We start from the raw sequence: 21,335 nt of genomic DNA, 5'->3' as shown, positions 1-21,335 counted from the left end.
AACACCTCCAAATTTAGACAAAAAAAACCACCTATTTTTTAAAATAGGTGGTAAATTCGGAATAAATCCTTATTTTTGTAGATCTTCAAAGATTTAGAAACAGTAAAACTAAATCTAAGTCGAATGAACGTTCAAACATATAAGGCGTCCCTTACAAGAAAAATCATATCAATTTGTGATTGATTAATCAAGGATATCTTTAGGATTTTCTGACTCTTTTTCAACGTAATATGGATCACCTAATATATTTGTATTTACTTTCCAAATTTTACAATTTTTTGGTATTAAACGTTTTATTAACCTTCCCTTTCCGTATATTGGAATAGTACCATCATTTACAGTTTTACTTATTGGACGTAATTCAGCATATCCATTATTTGACATATTCCTCGACCAGAATAATAATTCAATATTTTCTTTGTTATCCATATTTTCAACTTTAATTCTATCTTTCTTATAAAGTGTAAACATGAATTCCGAATTCTTAGAAACTTTTTCACGTTCTTTAATTTCTATATATTTATCTCGTTTTATTCCATACTCTCCATTCTTATTAAATTTCAAATCAGCGTACTTAATTCCCATAATCTCATATTCACCAATCTCATGATTTAAGTAGACATCAGTTCGCCAAGGGTTCAGAGATTGTAAAACAACGTGTTTATCATTTGCATTTGCTGGGGTTATATCAATATGAGAACCTAGTTTTTTATCAAGATACTTCAACTGTTTAATCACTGGCCCGCGGTTCTTCTTAGAGAACTTCTTAACCATACCGTGATCTCGACGATAAAGTTCAAATGGACTAATATCAATCGACTTAACTTTGCCATTATTTTGTGTTTGATCAATCTTATCTGGATACATATAAAGAACCTTCTCCAACTCCGAAAAGCTTCTTTCATCATGTGTGTACAATAGGAACTTGGTCTTATCCTTATCGTAAACCTTTCTGAATTTCTTATATCCATCGACTGAATATATATCTTTAACCTTAGCAACTACATATTCCGCTACTTTTTTATCCTTGACCAATTGCCCTATTCTAGTTGAGTAAATCGTAGCATCACTAACCTTGCGATTCATTTTCTTATCAACTTGATGCGAAAACTTGATTCGATCATCAGCGTTCATTATCTCAGTCACAAACCCGTTATATGGTTGCTCATACATAATCTTATCGAACTTTTTATCATCTAAAATTTCACCGGTATCAATATCAATTGATTCTTCACCAACTTTAACTGGGAAAATACTGCCACCCTTTTTCCACATATTCAAAAATGGTGTTGCTGCGATAATTGAGGCATCGATAGCATGATGATGAAATGTCTCTCTTGTTTTATCAATGTGCCAGTGCTTACGCATATTGGAAGTAAATTTTCCTCGGATTACTGTTACCTTAGTTCCATCACTCTTTTCTGAGAAGAATTCTTGTAAACTATTCAAAACGACCCGTGAAGAATAACGAGTATCAACTAAATTTCTAGAAATAAATCTCTTTCTAGTCTCAATATCACTGACGTTTTCAGCAAACAAATAGTTTTGTTTCTTACTCTTCCCAAAACGTGGATTGCCTGATACCATCGCTTTAAATTTGGCCCAACCTTGACCGTGACCTTCATTCAAAAACTCCATGGGTGTCTTTTGTCCTTTTACCTGATTCATTGAAGCAAAGCACAAGGTTTTATTATTAATCCCATCATCAAATGAAATTGATTGAGGAATAATGTGGTCAATTTCAAATTTATCTGGATTTCGAATTAAATCCACCGCTTCAATCGTTTCACCATTATAAGGGTCAATTTCATTTTGTTGATACCAGAGTCGCATTTCCATCTGTAATTTCCGGCTCTTACTTAACGCTATTTTAACAGTCTTTTCATCGCCAACTGCAGTAACAAAAGCCCGATAAGCTTCATCCTTCGCAATTTTATTCTTCTTCTGGAAGTCTTCAATCTGTTTCTTCTCTTCATCAAGATTTTTATCACGAGGCATTTCAACCACAAGATAGTCAATATGACCATATTTCTTCAAACTAGCATTAACAATTTTTAAAGCTTCACGAACAGCTTTAGCAGCTACCGGATTATAAATGTCATTAGCAATTTCTCGATATGGCAAATACTTATTATTGGCAAAACGTTTAGAATCTTTTTTTACCAAACCTAACTCATTTAATAAGGTCATTTGTTCAATTGGTCGTTCCATCATAATTGGAATCAATTGACTCATCGTCTTAATTGAAAAACGGTGCCACTTGTTATTCGTTGATATTTCAAAACTATCTTTATGATCAATAATCTTTTGAATCAAATTATCATCTACAAAATCATAATGAGGTTTTAATTTTTTTACAATTTGTTTTCTAATTTCACCATTTTCAGTATTTAAAGTTAAAATAAAACTTAATTCATTAATAAATTCAATTGGTCACTGAGTAATATCAACGTCAGCCTTCAAGAATTCCTTATGAGTCTTTCGATAAATTGCCATTGAACTAATCTCTGGCTTATCTTTATCGTTGGTTCGATATCCTTTGATATCATCTTTTTCACAACCGCTGACCTTTTTAATTAAATTCATCATGTTAACCGTTGTCACATTACTCTTTAATTCGTTAATAATCGTTTCTTTGTCGGCCTGAGTTAACTTCTCATCTTCGTAACTCAAAATTCTCAAGTTGTTTAAGTCATTCAAGACATTGAATAATTGTGCTGTGTAAGAAGCTGCAGAAGCTCGTAATTCATCTGGATAAACCTTATCATGACCAATTAACTCTTCAAACAAATTATCCAGTGTCCGACCTTCTGTCTTATAAATACCATAATCAGTCCGAGACTTTTCATTACCCGGTCCAACAAAGTAATCACGTTTACGCGTTAGAATCGAACAATATTGCTTTTCAAATTCATCCGTTAAAATATCTGGATAAAATTCCCTTTGCGTAGCAATAATTCTTTGAGCTTCTTTTTTATATTCCTTAGTTGGGAAAACATTCAACAATACTTTCTGATTATCTAAATCATCCCCAACAACAACTTTTCCACGCACAGCTCCAAACTCATTTAACCGTTGTAATTGAATTTCGGCTGGTGTTTTATCTTCCAAAGCTTTATTATTCAAACTTAAACTACTAGAGTAGTCAGTCCCGCCATCCTCAAAATCAGCATCTTTCAAGTCATAACTAATCCCACGACGTTTAACAATTTGATATAAACTTTCAGCCAATTCATTTTTAGTTAGCTTCTCGGTCAACCCTTTAACCCGTAATTCATAGGGATTCTCATTGTTATCAAAAAATTCTGAAAAGTTATCTTTATCATAATTACTAATCAAACCAAATTCTTCAAACAATTTAGCCGTATCTTGACGGCGTTGTTTCTTTCGGTTCAATAACCTTCTAGAACCACGCATAGAACGACGATCCTGATTACCTTCAGCCACCTTGGCATTAAACAATCTAGCACCTAGTTCAACAACCTTGCCTTGATCAATATTCAATACACTAAAACCAACCGACGCAACACCAATATCTAAACCTAAACTGATTCTATCTGCCATAATTACAACCTCTGATAATCGAATTTTGAAGTAAAATTAAAAAAATCACTAATTAAAATATAGCATATTAGATTCCTTAGTTTCGCAATCTATAAAAAAAGATGTCATCGATAAAAAATTCGATAACATCTTTATTAATTTATATTCAATTACGCGTGGTACTATCTCATTTAACCTTTATTTATTAAATTTCAATAATCAAAAAATTTAAATTTTTAAAACTAGTCGGAAGAGCCGAGAAATGATTACTGGCAGTGAAAGTGGCGTTAGGTCGAGTAGTTTTCCCGGCCTTACACCACCGGGCGTGTTTGGAGACTCGCGTTCTTTGCGAGGCTTCAAACCGAGAGGCGAGACCTTGGCTCGACTCGGTCCGCACAGCCAGTGACTATTTCTCGGCTCTGGAGACGGCCTACATATCAAAATCCAAGCTAGGATCAGCATTCAAATCCAAATCAGCAAAGTCACCTTTATCATATTGAATTTGAGCCATAGCACCAATCATTGCAGCGTTATCGCCACACAAACGTAATGGTGGGAAAACTAATTCCATATCCAAATTACGTTCTTTAATTTCTTCAGCCAAACGTTTTCTCAAGCCTTGGTTAGCTGAAACGCCTCCACCAACGATCAATTGTTTAACTGGGTGTTGTTTCAAAGCCTTGAATGTCTTGTTCACCAAAATATCCAACACAGCACCTTGGAAACTAGCTGCCAAATCATCTTTGTTCAATTCTTCATGAACTTGGTCAGCGTGATGAACTGTATTGATAAATGCACTCTTCAAACCACTGAAACTGAAGTCCAAGTTATCTTCTTGCACCATTGCTCTTGGGAAATTGAAAGTATCCTTACCAACAGCAGCCATCTCATCGACTTTTTTACCTGCTGGATAGTTGATACCTAAGACACGACCAATCTTGTCATAAGCTTCACCAACAGCATCGTCACGTGTATCGCCTAAGGTGTGGAAAACTCCGGGAGCTGTTACTAAAACAAGTTCCGTATGACCACCAGAAACTAAGAGTGACATGAATGGATATTGTAAATCGGTCACAAAATTAGCTGAATAAATGTGACCAGCCAAGTGGTTGACCTTGATCAAAGGCAAATCGTGGGCAAAGGCAACTGTCTTCGCTGCCATGATTCCAATTAACAATGAGCCAACTAATCCAGGACCATAAGTTACAGCCACAGCATCCAAATCTTCATAACCAACTTGGGCCTTTTCCAAAGCTAAATTGATACATTTAGTAACTTCTTCAACGTGATGACGACTGGCAACTTCTGGTACAACTCCGCCGAAACGTTGGTGACTTTTTATTTGTGTTGCAATAATATTAGCTAAGATTTCTTTACCATTTTTAATTACAGCAACTGATGTCTCATCACAGCTACTTTCAAACGATAATATTAATGTATCTTTTTCCACAGTAATCCCCTCACAGATCAACCATCATTTCCCATGCGTCGTGATGATTTCTAAAATAGTACTTTTTATGCACAGTTCGAACTTTGAAACCAAAGGCATCGTATAAGGCCAAAGCCGATTCATTTGTAACATCAACTTCTAACGACATCTTTTGGTATTCGCGTTTCCGGCAGTAACTAAAGGCTTGGTTTAGCAATAGATGACCAATACCGATATTTTGGTAATCGGCATCGACAGCCAAATTAGTTATATGTGCTTCCTTCTTATCACCCAATGACACACCAATAAAAGCCACAACTCGGTCTTTTTCAACTAAAGACAAGTAAAGGGCATTCTTATTATCAATTTCCATCTGGACGATATCAATTGGCCATGGTACTGGAATTGGATAAATAGTTTCTTGAATCTTCATAAATTGAATGGCATCTTTTGGTGTTGCTTTTCTTAAAGTAAACTTTCGATCTTCACTTGAAACAGTTTGTTCTTCAAAATCAAATTTCGTTGTTTTATTAGAAAATAATTGCTTAAACTTCTTCAACATAGGAAACATTGCCGTCGTCCTTATGTCCTTTAGCATACCAGTCATGTTCAGCTTGTGTTAAACGCAAGTATGTTGGTACAAAATCATCAATATCAGCGACTGGTTTCTTTGATTCAGCTAATTTGGCCAGTTTGGCTGCATCTGGCAATGAATTTTCAGCAGTAATAATTTTGGCACTAGGAAATTGATTTTGAATTAACTCTTGTAATCTTGGTGTAGCGTTAATAAATTCTAATTGATCGGCATCATACTCTTTCAAAGCGTCAAACAACTTCTCCATTGACGTATGGTGATCACCGATAATGCTGACAAATTTATCCCGTGAATTTTGATAAACTCCAGCATAGGCATTGTCATTTCTGGCATCCATTAATGGCACAAGCAGATGTGCTTTATCACCATTAGCAGCTAATAGTTCCAAACTCGAAACTCCAACTAATTTCTTATTCAACGTATCGGCTAATGTTTTAGCAACCGTGACAGCAATTCTGACTCCCGTGTATGATCCAGGGCCTTTAGCCACTGCAATCAAGTCAATGTCAGTCATCGTTAAGTTAGCTTGCTGTAAAGCCTTTTTAATATCCGGCAAAATAGTTATGCTATGAGTCTTCTTTTCAGTTGACTCCAAATGAGCTAAAACCTTGCCATCAACTACAACGGCAACGGATAGCGGCTTATTAGATGTATCAAATGCTAATATTTTCATATTTATCCCTCATTCTTCATAACAACTATTTTAACACAGATTTTTTGTGCAAAAAAAAATCGGCTTTATTAGCCGATTTTATTAAATTTCGAATTATCAATCCATTTCAGGACGATGTATAAAAGACCAGTTTGATAAACCAAACTGAAAGCCTCTTTTGCAAGTCTTGGGACCAACAAAGTCATGTATGGCAAGTTAGTCATCATGTGAATCCATAAGGTGTTCAACCCGGTATTCACAATCACAGTAATCAATAGGACGGTGATCAAAGTTCTAACAACTGTCACCTTATGGTTATAAAGCATATAACCATAAATTACTCCCGCAACTAAGGCTGAGAAAGTGAATCCAATGAAGAAACCACCTGATGATGGCATCACCAAATTACTGATTACATCGGCTAACACATTAGCTATCGCAGCTTTGAAAGGTCCGAAATAATAACCTAATAACCCAATTGCAATAAAACTAAATCCGACTTTCAAGGTATTGCTACCGACTGACAATTTTGACAACACCATTTGTAATGCTATCAACAACGCCATCCAAGTAACTTCTTGAACGCTTATTACTGTACTTCTACTGTTCATAATCGACATCTCCCCAAAGGAGCTGCCACCAGATATAGGCAAAAGAGACGTATATAAAGTGGCGAATGCGGAAACAAGATCGCGAGAAAACTCTTTGTCCGATGTTCACATTCCGTTCCATCGGCACTTAACGCCTTGAATCCTACCCCAAATATTTTTAAGTACTCGTCAATAATAGCACTATTTTTTCTGTAAGCAAGTAATTTGTTTGTATTTTACTTATCTTTCCATTCAAATTTAGCAATAACGTTCAGTACGTCACCATTCTTAATCCAATGAATAGATTTATTATTCGTATTATCAAGTTTAGCATATGAAATTGGCTGACTATCCATATTTAGTTCTTTATCATATTTAATATCCATACTAGTAATCGTATGATCGGCAATAAAGTTCATATCCAACGTATCGACCATCCAATCAAAGTAATAAGAATTATTAACATGTTTATTAACATCAATATTGTAGTAACCGATATGTTGTGGTTGTTCAAAGTCATAATCGGCTGGTTCTTTGAGACGAGTAAAACGTTTGAGCTTAGTTGTTTCTTCCGCACCAAACACGTCATCAAGACGGTCACTAGCACTGACAATCTTACGTTCCTTAATATCGATCAAGACAAAAGCACTTTCTGCTTTGACGATTGTCTCACCAGATTCATCTTCAATCCAAAAATCACGGTAGAAGAAATATTTGTTATAACTAGTTGCTTGCGTCATAATCTTTAATTTTTGACCGAGCTTAGGCATCTGTTTGATATCCATATGATATTGGACAACGACCCAGCCAAGTCCCTTATTCCGAACCATCTCAGCACTATCAACATCTGATTGGTGCAATTGTTTCTCAGATGTTAACAACATCACATCAATTAAAGCTGACAAACGCATGTCGCCAGAAAAGTTAACGAAATAATATGGTACTTCCATTTCAATTGCAAAAGTTTGTTTCTCTGTCACTGTTATTCCTCTCCGATTCCGTGATAAAGATTGTAGACATCTTGTTTCTTTAACCCATTTTGGGCAGCCACTTCTTTGATGGCTTTATTAGGTTTTTGACCTTGTTTAATTAAGTTATCCACCGATGTAACTAAATCATCATCTGACTCAGCTTCGGTAACTTCAACAGGCTTACCAGCAATAATCAACACATATTCACCCTTAGGATCGTTGTCTTGATAATATTGCGCAACTTGTTCCAAACTACCACGTAAAAAGGCTTCATGAATCTTGGTTAATTCACGTGCCAAAGTAATTTGACGATCCGCACCAAAGTTATCGATTAAATCTTGAATCGTCTTTTTAACCCGATAAGGTGATTCATAGACGATAGTTGTTTCTGCACGTTGTGATAAATCATTCAAAGCTTCAGTTCTTTCTTTACCTTTACGTGGCAAGAAACCGAAGAAATAAAATGGTTGTGGTGCAATTCCTGATGCAATCAAAGCTGTCACTGAAGCTGTGGCTCCTGGTAGTGGCACAACTGGAATATCAGCTTTGATAGCTGCCTTAACTAGTTCCTTACCTGGATCACTAATTGATGGTGCTCCAGCATCACTAACTTGGGCGATTTTTAGACCGGCATTCATTTTTTCTATTAATTCTGGAATACGTTGAGCAGTATTATGCTCATGGAAGCTTATTAATTCAGTTGGTATTTCAAAATGATTTAATAAATTTTTAGTATTACGTGTATCTTCAGCTGCAACTAAATCGGCCTCTTTTAAGGTATTAACAGCTCGAAAAGTCATATCTTCCAGATTACCAATTGGTGTTGGCACTAAAAAAAGGCAGCCCTTCGAATTATCAACAAAACTCCTTTGTTCTTTCATTCAAATAGCTCCCCTTATCTAATCTTAATTTTCTTTTTCTTACCTTTATCGTTACTCCCATAAAGGACATTCGTACAGAAGATACACTCTTCTTTGTCCTTACGGTGAGTTCCGTAGAATTGTTGGCAAACATGAAATCCTTTACGATATAAACTCTCAAGATTCAATCGTGAGTAAGATAATTCATTGCCTTTAATATCTTTATCCTCATAACCCATCTTTTCTAAATGTTTACGAAGATTTTGATTTTCTATCTTCAACTCTTCTTTTTCTTCCAGAGTCTTAGATAGTTCTTCTTTCAGCAAAGAAACCTTTTTACTTATATCATTCAATTGATTTGTGATTGTCTCAAATTCATCATATAAATCCTTCTCTGCCATGATTTCACCTACTAATCCACAAATTTTAATGATAAATCTTCTAAAATAGCTTGAAACGATACATTACTTTTCCACATTTGTTCAGCTGTGAATAACTCATCGGACATGGCAACGATTTTCTTAATACTCTTTCTGTCCAAGATATCCACAGACGTTAATGTTGATTTTTCTAAATTGTACCTAATTGATAATATATCACTAAAAATTTGATTCAACATGTCGAAAACCAAATGTTGTTGATCTTTATTCTCAATTAAAGGCATGACATCAGTCTGTATGTCGACAAAACTATTTATTTTTTGGTTGTTAATTTCTTTAAGCCAATTTATGAGTGCGACACTCAATGATTGGTATTTATCACCTGTAATACTTTCCAAATACTTAATGTCTGTCACTTTTAAAGCTCGTTGTGCTTGTTCACTCTTAAAACCAACTGCTACTAAACTGGCAATCTCGTCTTCATTGCTTTGGTTAGATAGGTGAAAAATCTGTACCCGCGATTGAATCGTTGGTAATAACTGTTTAGCTGAATCAGCCAAAAGAATAATCATCAAATTACCTTCTGGTTCTTCAATTGTTTTCAACAAGTTATTCGCAGCTTGCACTGTCATTTTTTCAGCTTCATCAATGATCAAAATCCGTCGTTTACCTTGAGTTGCCGCCATATTAGCTTCTTTTTTAAAGAACTTAATATCATCGACACCAATGCTTTGCTTATCAGTCTTTACTTCTAAGACATCGGGGTTATCTCCCAAAGCGATTGTCCGACATTTTTGACACGTCTGGTCAGGCGCACCATCTTGTAAATTATCACAAAACTGGCTTTGAGCTAACCAAATTGCCATTTGTTGTCTAACTTTCGAAGAAGCACTGTCAATCAAATACGCATGAGACAACATATTAGTGGAAATAATTTTTTGAAATTCATGTACAACTCGAGGCTGTTCTTCTAATAAACTTTCCATTATTAGAATCTCACGAATTTATCAACTGGCAAAATAAAGCATGTAGCACCACCAACTTGAACTTCAACTGGTTCAGCCATACTTGAAGCTGCCTCAGGCATAAGGAATGTTGGTGTTACATATTGAGCTCTTGTATGACAAGTTTTTTTGATTATGGCCAAAGCATCGTCAATTTTATCTTCTTCTACACCAATCAAGAATGTACAGTTACCAGCCTTTAAAAAACCACCAGTTGATGATAATTGCGTTGCTCTAAAACCTTTTTTAACTAAACTTGTTTGTAATTGTTGACTATCTTTAGATTGAATAATGGCTACAATGAGTTTCATTGGTTATTCTCCCTTGTTAAAAATATTTGGAAATTGCTTAATGATCACAGCCAATGCATCTGCAACAACCTTTTCAGGAGCTTGTTCAGCATTGATTGCTTTAATTCTATCAGGATTGTCTTTGACAATTTGCATATATGAATCATAAACCCGATTGTGGAAACTGATGGCTTCCTTTTCCAATCGATCCATTGCACCCTCGTGATCCTTGCGAATGCGAGATAAACCTACTTCTGGTGATACGTCAAAGTAAATTGTCAAATCTGGTAAATGTCCATCAATGGCAAAATCATTGATCTCAGCTACTTCAGCCATCCCAATTTCACGACCACCGCCTTGATATGCAATAGAACTATCAACGAAACGATCACTCAACATAATTTTATTTTCCTTTAATGTGGGTAAAATAACATCAATCAAGTGTTGACGACGGGCAGCCGCATACAATAGTGCCTCAGTCCGAGAGTCCATCTCTTCATCATGAATATCCAAAATGATTTTTCTGATTTTTTCGGAAATAGGACTACCACCAGGCTCGCGTGAAAGCACGATTTCTTGGTTTGTCTTTGCCTGTAACAATGGCATTAGTGTTTTTAGAGCAGTTGTTTTACCTGCCCCATCTGGTCCTTCAAACGATATAAATATTCCTGACATAAATTAATCTCTCCTAGATGATTACTACTATTTTACTTGAAATCAAGCAGAAATGAAACTTTAGGTCTTGTTAAAAAGAGATAACTTTGGATGCCGCCTCCAGGAGCATGAAAATTAGGTCGATGTGAGGACCGACTTGAACTTCGAGAAGTTCAAGGTTAAAAATCATTAAATTAATTTTTAACAAATCAAATATTGATGATAAAATAAATATATTAATATTTTTTTGAAAGCCAGATAAAAATGCAAAATTTTATAAACAATTACCTGACCATTACCGATCTTGTCGTGCTGTTAATTACGATTGGATTGATAACGGTTATTACTCTTGTATCGTATTCAATCGAAAAAAGGGTCAGTGCTGCGTCGCCATTCTTTATTCGATTAGGTGTTCACATTCTTGAAAGCACAATTCTGGTTGTCAGTATTATAGTTCTCCGTGAAGTATTTGCGACCGTTAATAACGGCAAATTTATGAATGATGCATGGCTATACGCTAATGCTCAAATTGCTGTTTCCTTTTATGGTTTCTTAATACTTAACAATCGTCTGGTTGAATTAATAACTCTAGCTTTTCCGTTTATATATAATCCATCGTTCAATGTTACTAGACTGGAAAGTCCGCTATGGCCATTATTTCTGGGAACGTATTTCGTCTTACTTATCACAGTCGATTATGCGTACAGCCACAAAGACGACATGCTTATATCAGGTTATAAGTATACAATCGCCCAGACAATTTACGGAATGTCGTGGTGGATACTTCTTTGGATCGATTATCATTTCAATCCACTTCAGATGATTATTTCGATGATATTTTTCGAAATTTTTATGGCACTATTCCGTTTGACCGAAGTTAAATTACGTGCATCTTTTGCAGATTACAAGGATCTAGAAATCAAAGCCAATTATGATGCCTTAACCGGTGTTAGAAATAGAGCCAATCTCAATACTACCTCCAAGGAACTCCTGGATGAATTCAAACACAGTAGTGATGAGATAGGAACTGTCGCCATGTTTGATATCGACCACTTCAAAAAGTTCAATGACACCTATGGCCACGAAACTGGTGATGAAGTACTTCGGCATGTAGCCCATTTGGTTGAGCGTGAATTAGTGAGCCGTCAAGGCAAGCCAACTGGTCAACTATACAGATATGGTGGTGAAGAATTCATCATTATCTTCAAGAATCTTAATACCACTGAATCAGCCAATATAGCCTATGATATTCGTAAAACGCTAGCTGACATTCCTTTGTTTATCAACGGTGCTAAGCTTGACGTCACCATCTGCTTCGGTATTACTGCTATTACCAAGTCAGATGAAACTACCAAGTCAATCCTCGAACGTGTCGATCAATACCTCTATCAATCCAAGAATAGTGGTAGAAATTGTGTCACCATTGAAGGCGAGACATACAGTTATGATAATCTCAAACCTGCAGTAACTGAGTAATTTTTAGAATACAAAAAAGACTAGGTTTCCATCATCGCAATCGTGAAAAATTGATGGTGAAAGCTTAGTCTTTTTTATTTTGATTCTGTAACCAAATTTGAGAAAGAACCTCTTTGGGATTTCTGGAGCCATTTGATTTAAGCGGAAAAAACTATGTTTTATTCCACGTTTATACTGAATGTTTAAGTTTTGTCCCAAACTCACGGGACGACTTTTGATACTTGCGCTTCCTACAAGAATCAAAATCGAGGGACCAGACCGCTCCTTGAATCAATCTAGTCCCTCCAATTTATTGTTTCCGTAGGCAGGTTTACCAGTGCTTCTCAGCCCGACTAGGTTGTTTCAAAAATGTATCTTCATCGCCAAAAATAATATTAGTCGTAGCTTTAGCCTTGGCTTTTCTTCTTCTGGCTTCTAAATACAAAAATTGATACTTCAACTGATCCAATTTTAAATGGATTCTAGTTGTATCGTCAACGTCCACTGAATTGTTGATCATTCTTTGCGTATTCCCAATTCTTTGTTGAATTTGGTGAATATTGTCTAAGAGACGATCATCTTCCATTTTTTGGACGGTAACTTTTTTTCTACCAAACATGTTAAATCTCCCTGCGTCCTAGCACGGCACTCTTCAAGGTCATTTCATCGGCATATTCGATATCAGAACCGACGGCCAATCCGTGTGCTAGTCTAGTTACTTTTATTCCTGCTGGCTTAACTAATTTGGCTAAATATTGTGCTGTTGCTTCTCCTTCTGGAGTGGCGTTTGTGGCAATAATCAATTCTTTAACACTTTGATTTTCCTTCAAACGATTCAACAACAACTTGATATTCAAATCTTCAGGGCCTACTCCATCAACTGGGGATAGGACTCCTCCTAGCACGTGATACAATCCGTTATAACCATTCATATCGTCAAGTGACATGATATCTTTCGCTTGTTCAACAACTAAAATAGTTGATTGATCACGACTTTTATCACTACAAATCGAACAAATTTCGTCGGTTGTAATATTTCCACAGATACGGCATGACTTTAAGTCTGTCTTTGCGGAAACTAAATTTTCAGCAAACTCCTGCACTTGGTCTTTGTCCATCCCAAGGGTAAAGAATGCCATTCGGGTAGCAGTCTTACGACCGATACCTGGTAACATCATATAACTATCAATTAATTTCGATATTGGTTCTGGATATTTCATTACATCAACCCGTTTGTGTATTTACCTAGTTTAGCTTGTTTGTCTTTATCAACCGCATCAAAGGCATTATTCAATGCGTCAATTAACATATCTTGCAATGTATCAGGATCATCTGGATCAATAATTTTTTCACTGATTGTTAAATCAGCAATCTTCTTTTCACCAGTAACCTTAACTGTGACAAAGTCATCAACTGAACTTCCAGTATATTCTGTCTTGTTCAATTCTTCAGTAGCTGATTGAACTTCTTTTTGCATCTTTTGGGCTTGGCGCATAATGTTGGCCATGTTGCCGCCCATTCCACCCATATTTGGCATTCCTTTACTCATTACAAATTCCTCCTAGTCATCTTTAACATCAACTATATCGTCACCAAACAATTTGACAGCTTCATCAACGGTGGGATTAGTCTTTTTAGTTTCTTCTTTAGATTTTACATTTGTTGGCTTATTAGAATCAATATTATTATCAATATATTCTTTCCGAATCGTAGGCCAATCTTTCTTTGGTACTAAGACAATCTGACAGTCTTTCTTCAACAAGCGACCGGCATTGTCAGTCAATTCTTGTAGGAACTCACTGTCATCTTGTGCTTGTTCAAACCACATCATATAGTCAAAGGCCACAACAACACCTGCTGGTGAGGCTGCAACTGGATCTGAGACTTTCATCATAGCACGTTGTGAGATTGAAAGCATACTCATTAAATCAGGCCAGATATCCTTAGCTGCATTCAAGTCATCCTTGGTTGCACTACCCAAAACTTTGTAAATAGCGGTCTTATTCAAGCGCGTATTGTTGTTAGCTCGACGATGAGTTTTAGGTTTGGCTGGCTCTGCTTTTTGAACACCAGTTGATAAACCTTTAATTTCATTTTGTAAGTGAGAAATTTCATCACGTAATTTGTCGAATTCGACACTCTCAACTTGGCTGTCATTCGCTGACGTTGTCTCTGGTTGGGTTTGTTGTTGTGCGACTTGTGGTTCACTAATTTTGACGGTTAAAATTTCCATATAAATATCGGTTTGGTTGGAATTTTTAATATTCTTCTGTGTGGCGCTAACTTGATCGACAATATAAAACAAGCGGTTATTATCAAACTTATTTGCAATAGCCAACAATTCATCAGTCATCACTGATTTATCCATTTGATTCGATAAATCTGAATTAGAGTTATATAAAATCAAATTCCGACAAACGCGGATAATCATTTCGGTAAAACGTAAAGCTGAACGACCACTAGCCAAGATCTGATACAAACTTGTCAAAGCTTCTGCTGGCTTATCGTCCGCAATGGCTGTCATATAAGAAACGATTTGTTCATTACTCAAGGCACCCGTAACTTCTTGGGCATTCTTGAGTGTCAATTCATCATCACCATACGATAAAGCTTGATCCAAAATACTCAAGGCATCACGCATTCCCCCTTCAGCAGAGGCAGCAATGATGTTTAGACCTTCTTCATCGTACTTGATTTTTTTATCATCTAAGATAAAAGTCATTCGCTTTAAAATATCTTGGCGAGAAATCCGACGAAAATTAAAACTTTGTGTTCGCGAAATAATTGTTGCAGGAATCTTTTGTGGTTCCGTTGTTGCCAAAATAAACATCACATTAGCTGGTGGTTCTTCCAATGTTTTCAACAATGCATTAAAAGCACCTTGCGAAAGCATATGAACTTCATCAATGATGTAAACTTTGAACTTAGCTTCTGTTGGTGCATATTTAACTTTATCACGTATATCACGGATCTCTTCAACACCATTGTTAGAAGCAGCATCGATTTCAATCACATCATTTAAACGATTTTCGTTCGCAGCTTTACAAATTTCACATTCATTGCAAGGTTCACCATCATGTGGATTTAAACAGTTAACTGCTTTGGCTAAAATTTTGGCACAAGATGTCTTCCCGGTACCACGTGGGCCACTGAACAAATAGGCATGGCTGGTCATATGACTAGCCACGGCATTGCGCAATGTTTGGGTGATGACATCTTGTCCGATTACATCAGAAAAAGTTTGGGGTCGCCAAACTCGATAAAGTGCTTGATATGCCATGTTTACTCCTTCAAAAAAAACTGATACATAAATTTTAACACAAAAAAACTCCTAATCCTGAACAGATTAGGAGGCTAATATACATAACAAAAGGCACATGGCACACCTTACTTAGTGCTGCTTTCTTCCGAACCTGACACGATTCACAAGAGCACCATTGCCCTAAGGCCTTACGGCAATAACTATAATACTATAAATTAGCGAATTATGCTACTTTTTGCGTCTAATTTCTCGAAAGAAATTCCGTAACAGTTGTGCTGATTCGTCTGCTTTGACCTCACTCAACACTGTTGGTTGGTGATTGTAACGCGTCTCAGCCAAGAGATTATTTATTGAACCCACTGATCCAGCTTTAGGATCTTTGGCACCATAAATAACTTCCTCGATACGACTATTAATAATCGCGCCAGCACACATTGGACAAGGTTCAAGTGTCACAAAAAGACTCGTATGTTCCAACCGCCAACTACCAACTTTGGCACAGGCAGCTTCAATTGCAATAATTTCGGCATGCTTGATGGCATTTTGGGTCTCTTCACGTTCATTTGAACCTTCAGCGATAACTTCACCCGTATTATTGTCGACAATAATACAGCCAATCGGAACTTCACGTCTTGTTTCAGCTTTTTTTGCTTCAGCAAGTGCTAGATCCATGTATTCATTGATTTGATTTTCTGAAAATATCATTTTAACTAATTAAGTTGGTTACTTTCTTCTCTAAGTATTTTGGAAAAATTGGTTCTTTAAGTTTCAATTGTTTTTGTTCACGTTGGATTTTTTCAAGGATATCAAGTAATTCTTTGACTTGATCATCTGATAAAGTTCCAATAAATTGCATTATTTTTTCATTACCATGTAAATATTTTTCAACGTATTCTTCGAGCTTTTTGCGATCTTTATTGATCATTTTATTCTTTAAAAACTTCACCATTGAATAGCCCGCAAAAAATACTCCTGCAGAAAGAACCGATAAAATACCGACAATAAAAATTTTCTTTTTCATGTGCAAACGCCTCCAACATGAATATACCACATTGAGGAATTTTTTAAATCAATTTACTTTTTAAAATGTAATAGCCTTTATCACGTGTAACAACTTCAACATTGCCGAAGGTTTGATCCATCAACTTCTTAGCTGACGGAGCACCTTGCTTCTTTTGTAGAACAATCCAAAGTTCACCATTAGGTTCTAAATAATCCTTTGAATCAGCCAAAATTGATGTCACAACCTCTTTTCCAGCACGAACTGGAGGATTGGAAACAATCATGGCGTACTTACCAGAAACAGCCTTATAAGTATCAGATTCAAAAATTTCAACATTGTTGATTTGATTATTATTAGCATTTTGTTTTGCCAATCCTAATGCACGTAAGTTAACGTCAACCATGGTTACTTGGCGCTTAGGTTGATCTTTAGCCAAAGCTAAACCAATTGGCCCATATCCACAACCAACATCCAAGATATTGCCATTTGGCACATTTTGGAAATCAATCGCATCAATCAAAACACGTGAACCATAATCGATTGTTTGTCGTGAAAAAACGCCACTATCTGATGTGAAATCTAGTCCATGACCACGTAATGTGAAGTTAAAATTTTTGACCTCATGTTCCAAATTAGGATCATTTTCAAAATATTGATTAGCCATATACTCACCTTTCCTTTTAAAGGGTAAAAAAAAATCCTCTTACGAGGATTAATTTTATCATTAAAATGAATTACTTCAATGTAACTGTTGCACCAACAGCTTCAAGTTTTGTCTTCATTTCGTCAGCGTCAGCCTTAGCAACGCCTTCCTTGATAACCTTAGGAGCGCCATCAACTAGGTCCTTTGAGTCCTTCAAGCCAAGTCCTGTGATACCACGAACTTCCTTGATAACCTTAACCTTTTCTTGACCTGCTTCTGTAAGTTCAACGTCAAATGAGTCCTTTTCTGCAGCAGCGTCGCCACCAGCAGCACCGGCAGCAGCAACTGGAGCAGCAGCCTTAACGTCAAATTCTTCTTCAATAGCCTTAACAAGGTCGTTAAGTTCTAGAATTGAAGCTTCTTTTAAATCATCAATAATCTTTTGTGTATCTAAAGCCATTATAGTATCCTCCAAATATTATGAGTTATATTTTTTTAATTAATTAAGCGGCAGGTTCGTCGTTTTTGTCTGCAACGGCCTTAACAACCATAGCAAAGTCGCGAACTGGAGCTTGTAATACAGATACCAACATTGATAGCAAGCCATCTCTGTCTGGTAATGTTGCAAGTTCTTGAATTTGTTCAAGAGTTGCTGCTTTACCTTCGATGATACCACCCTTGATTTCAACGGCGTCAACATCTTTGGCAAATTTAGCTGCTACTTTAGCAGGTCCAACAGGATCTGTTTCTGAGTAAGCAATGGCTGTTGGTCCAACGAAGAATTCTTCTAGACCTTCAACACCGGCTTTTTCAGCTGCACGTCTCAAGATTGTATTCTTGATAACTTGCATTGTAGCACCTTGTTCACGTAATTCAGCACGCATTTCAGTTGCTTGTTCAACTGTAAGACCTAAGTAATCAACAACGATTACTGACTTTGCACCTGTAAGTTGTTTAGCAATTTCATCAACTTGTGCTTGTTTTGCTGCTAATACATCTTGCTTCATTATTACGTTTCACCTCCACAATTTTTTAGTTAATTATCTACAAATTTCGGCTTAAAAATAATAAAATCTCTGTGCCCTAAGGACACAGAGATTAAGTGAAATAATCTTCTGGCCTCGGCAGGATATTAAGACTTTCATCACCTGAGTCTTCGGTAGAAATCAACTATATTAATCTATCATTATTTTGGTAGTTAGTCAACACTAATTAAGCGTTGATTTTTAGACCAGGTCCAAATGTAGATGTCATGTTAACACTTGTTACGTAGCTACCCTTCAATGATGCAGGGCGTGCCTTCAAGATTGCATTGTACAAAGTACTGAAGTTTTCTGTAATCTTGTTTGTATCAAATGAGATCTTACCGATTGGTGCGTGAATAAGACCATTTGAATCAACACGGTATGTAACTTGTCCGGCTTTAATATTATTAACAGCCTTTGTAACATCCATTGTAACAGTACCTGTCTTAGGGTTAGGCATCAAACCTTTAGGTCCAAGAACACGACCTAAACGACCTACTTTAGCCATCATTGGTGGTGTTGCAACAGCAACGTCAAAGTCTAGCCAGCCGTCTTGAATTTTTTCAACAAGGTCGTCAGAACCAACAACATCAGCGCCGGCTGCTTCAGCATCCTTAGCTTGTTGTCCTTCAGCGAAGACGATAACCTTTTGTGTCTTACCAGTACCATTAGGTAGTACGATAGCACCACGAATTTGTTGATCAGCTTGTTTAGGATCTACATCCAAGTTAATAGCAACTTCAACAGTTGCGTCGAATTTAGCGAAGTCAACCTTCTTTAATAATTCGACAGCTTCTTCAGCAGTATAAGTTTTGTTTTTATCTACTTGTTTTAATGCTTCTGTATATTTCTTTCCATGCTTAGCCATGCTAAGTTCCTCCTTGCTTTGTGGTCTTTCGGAGAATTATATTTTCTCCTCCCACTTGTTAAGAATGCTTTCACATTCCTGTAAACTGCTTAAATCTAGTCTTTTACTTTACTTCAAAGCCCATACTTCTTGCAGTACCAGCAACCATACGCATTGCAGCTTCAACACTAGCAGCGTTTAGGTCTTTCATCTTGGTTTCAGCAATTTCGCGAACTTGGTCTTCAGTAACTGTGGCAACCTTGTTAGTGTTAGGTTCGCCAGAGCCCTTTTCAACGCCAGCAGCTTTCTTCAAAAGAACAGCAGCTGGTGGTGTCTTAGTAACGAAATCGAATGAACGGTCTTCATATACTGAGATAACAACAGGGATAATCATACCCTTTTGATCTTGTGTACGTGCATTGAAGTCCTTTGTAAAGGCAACAATGTTAATACCAGCTTGTCCTAAAGCAGGACCAACTGGAGGAGCTGGAGTAGCCTGTCCAGCAGGGATTTGTAATTTTACTACGTTAGCAACTTTTTTAGCCACGGTGCATACCTCCTTGTTCCGTGATGTGGTCATGATGAGAATCAGAATTTTCTCTCCCACATGTATGTCTCAAAAACATACCGTTATATAGTAGCACGGTCTACTAGGGTTTACAATAAATAATTTAAATTTTGTTCACTGCCGTCGGGGACCGCAAGCTGATTAACCTGCTGTGGGACCGGGCCGAGCCAAGGTCTCGTCCCTCGATTTTGAGCCTTGCACAAATCGCAAGTCTCAAAATACGTCCTGTGGTACAAGAATGACTTCGTCATCCTTATTTCCACCTGCACTGCTGGTTATCAGCTTGCAGTCCCCGACTATTTCTTTGGTGATTGGCTAGGATTTTTTTTGATTCAAAAAAAATATATATCCAACCAACTAGTCGGAGGAGATGAGAACTATTTTTGCTGCTGTGAAAGTGCTGTTATGACTTTAGCCATTACAGCACCGGGCGTGTTTAGAGACTTGCCGAACTTGCAAGGCTTCAAACCGAGAGGCGAGACCTTGGCTCGACTCGGTCCGCACAGTAGCATAAAATAGCTCTCATCTCCGTAGACGGCAATATTAACTAAGCTTGTTTTTCAACTGATGTAAAGTCTACTTCAGCAGATGTCATACGACCAAACATATCAACATCAACTTTAAGTTTTCTGTGTTCGTCATCAATGTCAGTGATCTTACCTGTCATATCTGAGAAAGCACCATCAGTGATTTTAACTGTTTCGCCAACTTCGAAGTCTGATGGTTTTTGTGAATTCATACCAAATTGACTAAGAATGTTATCAATTTCTTCAGGTAATAGAGGTGCTGGTTTACTACCAGAACCGTGACTGCCGACAAATCCGGTAACACCTGGTGTATTACGAACGATAAACCATGATTCATCGGACATAACCATTTCTACTAAAACGTATCCAGGGAAAGTTTTTTCCATTTCTTTCTTTTCTTTACCGTTTTTAACTTTTGTTTCTTCTTCTTCAGGTACTACTGCACGGAAAATGTAATCTTCCATACCCATTGATTGAGCACGTGATTCGAGATTTTCCTTAACTTTGTTTTCATATCCTGAATAAGTATGTAATACATACCATTGTTTTGCGCCAGCTTCAGCCATAATTTCCTCCAAAAATTCAAAATAAAAAAACTCCGAACCATGTCGAAGTTTTTCTCGTTACAAACATAATAGCAAATTTTTCGTTGTCTTACAATCTATTTACCCATTACAAAGTGTTGTAATAGTGCAATCAAGCCCCAGTCAACTAGAGCAAAGAAGATTGCATACATTAATGATGTTGCGATAACAGTCCATGTATCACGTCTGTTTTCTTTAAATGTAGGCCAAACAACTAATTTCATTTCTTTGTTGACACTACCAAAAAATTTAAATAGTTTCATTTGTTCCTCCAGAGTTATCTTGTTTCTTTATGTAACGTATGTTTACCACAGTGCTTACAAAACTTCTTTACTTCAAGACGTTCTGTTCTGCTAGGGTTCTCAGTAATTGTGTAGTTTCTTGAGCCACAGACAGTACAAGCAAGGGCTACTTTTCTTAATCCCATTATATTCTCCAAAAAATCCAATTTAT

At 36.7% G+C, this 21,335-nt stretch carries 25 protein-coding genes, 1 other RNA gene, 1 pseudogene, 1 riboswitch and 1 other annotated feature; of the genes and pseudogenes, 1 reads left to right on the top strand and 26 read right to left on the bottom strand.

Annotated elements, in window-relative coordinates; translation table 11 throughout:
* Positions 1 to 183: 183 nt before the first annotated feature.
* The 11 genes and pseudogenes from cas9 to tmk form a co-directional block, all read right to left on the bottom strand.
* Positions 184 to 3,564, bottom strand: a pseudogene (cas9, locus tag FD31_RS07750) (type II CRISPR RNA-guided endonuclease Cas9).
* 409 nt (positions 3,565 to 3,973) lie between these two features.
* The gene (gene tsaD / locus FD31_RS07745) at positions 3,974 to 4,993 is read right to left on the bottom strand and encodes a tRNA (adenosine(37)-N6)-threonylcarbamoyltransferase complex transferase subunit TsaD (RefSeq protein WP_057892199.1); all 1,020 of its coding nucleotides are present in this window, start codon (positions 4,991 to 4,993) and stop codon (positions 3,974 to 3,976) included.
* Between the two features lie 10 nt (positions 4,994 to 5,003).
* The gene (rimI, locus tag FD31_RS07740) at positions 5,004 to 5,543 is read right to left on the bottom strand and encodes a ribosomal protein S18-alanine N-acetyltransferase (protein ID WP_057892198.1); all 540 of its coding nucleotides are present in this window, start codon (positions 5,541 to 5,543) and stop codon (positions 5,004 to 5,006) included.
* Positions 5,518 to 6,240, bottom strand: a complete 723-nt coding sequence (gene tsaB / locus FD31_RS07735; protein ID WP_057892197.1) for a tRNA (adenosine(37)-N6)-threonylcarbamoyltransferase complex dimerization subunit type 1 TsaB — start codon at positions 6,238 to 6,240, stop codon at positions 5,518 to 5,520. Before tsaB ends, rimI begins: the two co-directional genes overlap by 26 nt.
* A gap of 68 nt (positions 6,241 to 6,308) precedes the next feature.
* Positions 6,309 to 6,830, bottom strand: coding sequence for a folate family ECF transporter S component (locus FD31_RS07730; RefSeq protein ID WP_057892196.1), 522 nt, complete (start codon positions 6,828 to 6,830; stop codon positions 6,309 to 6,311).
* A gap of 57 nt (positions 6,831 to 6,887) precedes the next feature.
* A riboswitch (THF riboswitch) is annotated at positions 6,888 to 6,982 on the bottom strand.
* A gap of 63 nt (positions 6,983 to 7,045) precedes the next feature.
* A complete protein-coding gene (locus FD31_RS07725) occupies positions 7,046 to 7,789 on the bottom strand; it encodes an acyl-[acyl-carrier-protein] thioesterase (protein WP_057892195.1) in 744 nt (247 codons plus the stop codon).
* Between the two features lie 2 nt (positions 7,790 to 7,791).
* The gene (gene rsmI, locus FD31_RS07720) at positions 7,792 to 8,661 is read right to left on the bottom strand and encodes a 16S rRNA (cytidine(1402)-2'-O)-methyltransferase (protein ID WP_057892194.1); all 870 of its coding nucleotides are present in this window, start codon (positions 8,659 to 8,661) and stop codon (positions 7,792 to 7,794) included.
* 14 nt (positions 8,662 to 8,675) lie between these two features.
* Positions 8,676 to 9,041: an initiation control protein YabA gene (locus tag FD31_RS07715; RefSeq protein ID WP_057892193.1), complete on the bottom strand. Its 366-nt coding sequence runs from the start codon at positions 9,039 to 9,041 to the stop codon at positions 8,676 to 8,678.
* An 11-nt stretch (positions 9,042 to 9,052) separates the two neighbouring features.
* Entirely contained in the window at positions 9,053 to 10,006 is a 954-nt protein-coding gene (locus FD31_RS07710; RefSeq protein WP_057892192.1) for a DNA polymerase III subunit delta', read from the bottom strand.
* 2 nt (positions 10,007 to 10,008) lie between these two features.
* On the bottom strand, positions 10,009 to 10,335 hold the full coding sequence (locus FD31_RS07705) for a cyclic-di-AMP receptor (protein WP_057892191.1): 327 nt from the start codon (positions 10,333 to 10,335) through the stop codon (positions 10,009 to 10,011).
* 3 nt (positions 10,336 to 10,338) lie between these two features.
* Entirely contained in the window at positions 10,339 to 10,989 is a 651-nt protein-coding gene (gene tmk, locus FD31_RS07700; RefSeq protein ID WP_057892190.1) for a dTMP kinase, read from the bottom strand.
* Positions 10,990 to 11,232: 243 nt separating this feature from the next.
* On the opposite strand from tmk, the gene FD31_RS07695 reads away from it, so the two are divergent.
* Positions 11,233 to 12,444, top strand: a complete 1,212-nt coding sequence (locus FD31_RS07695) for a GGDEF domain-containing protein (RefSeq protein WP_057892189.1) — start codon at positions 11,233 to 11,235, stop codon at positions 12,442 to 12,444.
* A 310-nt stretch (positions 12,445 to 12,754) separates the two neighbouring features.
* Here the strand turns inward: FD31_RS07695 and FD31_RS07690 are convergent, their stop codons facing one another.
* The 15 genes from FD31_RS07690 to rpmG all read right to left on the bottom strand — a co-directional run bounded on the left by FD31_RS07690 (position 12,755) and on the right by rpmG (position 21,309).
* Positions 12,755 to 13,042, bottom strand: a complete 288-nt coding sequence (locus tag FD31_RS07690) for a YaaL family protein (protein WP_057892188.1) — start codon at positions 13,040 to 13,042, stop codon at positions 12,755 to 12,757.
* A gap of 1 nt (position 13,043) precedes the next feature.
* A complete protein-coding gene (recR, locus tag FD31_RS07685) occupies positions 13,044 to 13,643 on the bottom strand; it encodes a recombination mediator RecR (protein WP_057892187.1) in 600 nt (199 codons plus the stop codon).
* A complete protein-coding gene (locus FD31_RS07680) occupies positions 13,643 to 13,951 on the bottom strand; it encodes a YbaB/EbfC family nucleoid-associated protein (RefSeq protein WP_222592674.1) in 309 nt (102 codons plus the stop codon). Before FD31_RS07680 ends, recR begins: the two co-directional genes overlap by 1 nt.
* Positions 13,952 to 13,984: 33 nt before the next feature.
* The gene (gene dnaX, locus FD31_RS07675) at positions 13,985 to 15,703 is read right to left on the bottom strand and encodes a DNA polymerase III subunit gamma/tau (RefSeq protein ID WP_057892185.1); all 1,719 of its coding nucleotides are present in this window, start codon (positions 15,701 to 15,703) and stop codon (positions 13,985 to 13,987) included.
* Positions 15,704 to 15,787: 84 nt separating this feature from the next.
* Positions 15,788 to 15,870, bottom strand: an RNA gene (ffs, locus tag FD31_RS13940) — signal recognition particle sRNA small type.
* A gap of 43 nt (positions 15,871 to 15,913) precedes the next feature.
* On the bottom strand, positions 15,914 to 16,390 hold the full coding sequence (locus tag FD31_RS07670; protein ID WP_057892184.1) for a nucleoside deaminase: 477 nt from the start codon (positions 16,388 to 16,390) through the stop codon (positions 15,914 to 15,916).
* A gap of 1 nt (position 16,391) precedes the next feature.
* Positions 16,392 to 16,706: a hypothetical protein gene (locus FD31_RS07665; RefSeq protein ID WP_057892183.1), complete on the bottom strand. Its 315-nt coding sequence runs from the start codon at positions 16,704 to 16,706 to the stop codon at positions 16,392 to 16,394.
* A gap of 43 nt (positions 16,707 to 16,749) precedes the next feature.
* Positions 16,750 to 17,352 carry a class I SAM-dependent methyltransferase gene (locus tag FD31_RS07660; protein WP_057892182.1) on the bottom strand — a complete coding sequence of 201 codons (603 nt, stop codon included), beginning with the start codon at positions 17,350 to 17,352 and terminating at the stop codon, positions 16,750 to 16,752.
* A 70-nt stretch (positions 17,353 to 17,422) separates the two neighbouring features.
* Positions 17,423 to 17,791 carry a 50S ribosomal protein L7/L12 gene (gene rplL, locus FD31_RS07655; protein ID WP_054642519.1) on the bottom strand — a complete coding sequence of 123 codons (369 nt, stop codon included), beginning with the start codon at positions 17,789 to 17,791 and terminating at the stop codon, positions 17,423 to 17,425.
* 43 nt (positions 17,792 to 17,834) lie between these two features.
* Complete coding sequence (gene rplJ / locus FD31_RS07650) at positions 17,835 to 18,338, bottom strand: 50S ribosomal protein L10 (protein ID WP_057892181.1); 504 nt, start codon at positions 18,336 to 18,338, stop codon at positions 17,835 to 17,837.
* Between the two features lie 51 nt (positions 18,339 to 18,389).
* Positions 18,390 to 18,509 (bottom strand) — a sequence feature (ribosomal protein L10 leader region).
* Between the two features lie 34 nt (positions 18,510 to 18,543).
* On the bottom strand, positions 18,544 to 19,224 hold the full coding sequence (gene rplA / locus FD31_RS07645) for a 50S ribosomal protein L1 (RefSeq protein ID WP_057892180.1): 681 nt from the start codon (positions 19,222 to 19,224) through the stop codon (positions 18,544 to 18,546).
* 103 nt (positions 19,225 to 19,327) lie between these two features.
* Positions 19,328 to 19,750, bottom strand: a complete 423-nt coding sequence (rplK, locus tag FD31_RS07640) for a 50S ribosomal protein L11 (protein WP_041498799.1) — start codon at positions 19,748 to 19,750, stop codon at positions 19,328 to 19,330.
* 568 nt (positions 19,751 to 20,318) lie between these two features.
* A complete protein-coding gene (gene nusG / locus FD31_RS07635; RefSeq protein WP_057892179.1) occupies positions 20,319 to 20,864 on the bottom strand; it encodes a transcription termination/antitermination protein NusG in 546 nt (181 codons plus the stop codon).
* 95 nt (positions 20,865 to 20,959) lie between these two features.
* Positions 20,960 to 21,145: a preprotein translocase subunit SecE gene (gene secE / locus FD31_RS07630; protein WP_057892178.1), complete on the bottom strand. Its 186-nt coding sequence runs from the start codon at positions 21,143 to 21,145 to the stop codon at positions 20,960 to 20,962.
* Between the two features lie 14 nt (positions 21,146 to 21,159).
* Positions 21,160 to 21,309, bottom strand: a complete 150-nt coding sequence (gene rpmG, locus FD31_RS13935; protein WP_082330626.1) for a 50S ribosomal protein L33 — start codon at positions 21,307 to 21,309, stop codon at positions 21,160 to 21,162.
* Between the last annotated feature and the right edge of the window lie 26 nt (positions 21,310 to 21,335).

This window comes from Companilactobacillus nantensis DSM 16982 (assembly GCF_001435815.1).
GTDB lineage: Bacteria > Bacillota > Bacilli > Lactobacillales > Lactobacillaceae > Companilactobacillus > Companilactobacillus nantensis.
The sequence above is the reverse complement of the archived record's forward strand: the minus strand, read 5'-3'. Positions and strand labels throughout refer to the sequence as shown.

Excerpts from the sequence above, each read along its gene's own strand:
- rimI (WP_057892198.1), bottom strand. The coding sequence starts at position 5,543 with ATGTTTCCTATGTTGAAGAAGTTTAAGCAATTATTTTCTAATAAAACA.
- tsaB (WP_057892197.1), bottom strand. The coding sequence starts at position 6,240 with ATGAAAATATTAGCATTTGATACATCTAATAAGCCGCTATCCGTTGCC.
- FD31_RS07730 (WP_057892196.1), bottom strand. The coding sequence starts at position 6,830 with ATGAACAGTAGAAGTACAGTAATAAGCGTTCAAGAAGTTACTTGGATG.
- rsmI (WP_057892194.1), bottom strand. The coding sequence starts at position 8,661 with ATGAAAGAACAAAGGAGTTTTGTTGATAATTCGAAGGGCTGCCTTTTT.
- FD31_RS07715 (WP_057892193.1), bottom strand. The coding sequence starts at position 9,041 with ATGGCAGAGAAGGATTTATATGATGAATTTGAGACAATCACAAATCAA.
- FD31_RS07710 (WP_057892192.1), bottom strand. The coding sequence starts at position 10,006 with ATGGAAAGTTTATTAGAAGAACAGCCTCGAGTTGTACATGAATTTCAA.
- FD31_RS07705 (WP_057892191.1), bottom strand. The coding sequence starts at position 10,335 with ATGAAACTCATTGTAGCCATTATTCAATCTAAAGATAGTCAACAATTA.
- tmk (WP_057892190.1), bottom strand. The coding sequence starts at position 10,989 with ATGTCAGGAATATTTATATCGTTTGAAGGACCAGATGGGGCAGGTAAA.
- FD31_RS07695 (WP_057892189.1), top strand. The coding sequence starts at position 11,233 with ATGCAAAATTTTATAAACAATTACCTGACCATTACCGATCTTGTCGTG.
- FD31_RS07690 (WP_057892188.1), bottom strand. The coding sequence starts at position 13,042 with ATGTTTGGTAGAAAAAAAGTTACCGTCCAAAAAATGGAAGATGATCGT.
- recR (WP_057892187.1), bottom strand. The coding sequence starts at position 13,643 with ATGAAATATCCAGAACCAATATCGAAATTAATTGATAGTTATATGATG.
- FD31_RS07680 (WP_222592674.1), bottom strand. The coding sequence starts at position 13,951 with ATGGGTGGAATGGGCGGCAACATGGCCAACATTATGCGCCAAGCCCAA.
- dnaX (WP_057892185.1), bottom strand. The coding sequence starts at position 15,703 with ATGGCATATCAAGCACTTTATCGAGTTTGGCGACCCCAAACTTTTTCT.
- FD31_RS07670 (WP_057892184.1), bottom strand. The coding sequence starts at position 16,390 with ATGATATTTTCAGAAAATCAAATCAATGAATACATGGATCTAGCACTT.
- FD31_RS07665 (WP_057892183.1), bottom strand. The coding sequence starts at position 16,706 with ATGAAAAAGAAAATTTTTATTGTCGGTATTTTATCGGTTCTTTCTGCA.
- FD31_RS07660 (WP_057892182.1), bottom strand. The coding sequence starts at position 17,352 with ATGGCTAATCAATATTTTGAAAATGATCCTAATTTGGAACATGAGGTC.
- rplL (WP_054642519.1), bottom strand. The coding sequence starts at position 17,791 with ATGGCTTTAGATACACAAAAGATTATTGATGATTTAAAAGAAGCTTCA.
- rplJ (WP_057892181.1), bottom strand. The coding sequence starts at position 18,338 with ATGAAGCAAGATGTATTAGCAGCAAAACAAGCACAAGTTGATGAAATT.
- rplA (WP_057892180.1), bottom strand. The coding sequence starts at position 19,224 with ATGGCTAAGCATGGAAAGAAATATACAGAAGCATTAAAACAAGTAGAT.
- nusG (WP_057892179.1), bottom strand. The coding sequence starts at position 20,864 with ATGGCTGAAGCTGGCGCAAAACAATGGTATGTATTACATACTTATTCA.
- secE (WP_057892178.1), bottom strand. The coding sequence starts at position 21,145 with ATGAAACTATTTAAATTTTTTGGTAGTGTCAACAAAGAAATGAAATTA.
- rpmG (WP_082330626.1), bottom strand. The coding sequence starts at position 21,309 with ATGGGATTAAGAAAAGTAGCCCTTGCTTGTACTGTCTGTGGCTCAAGA.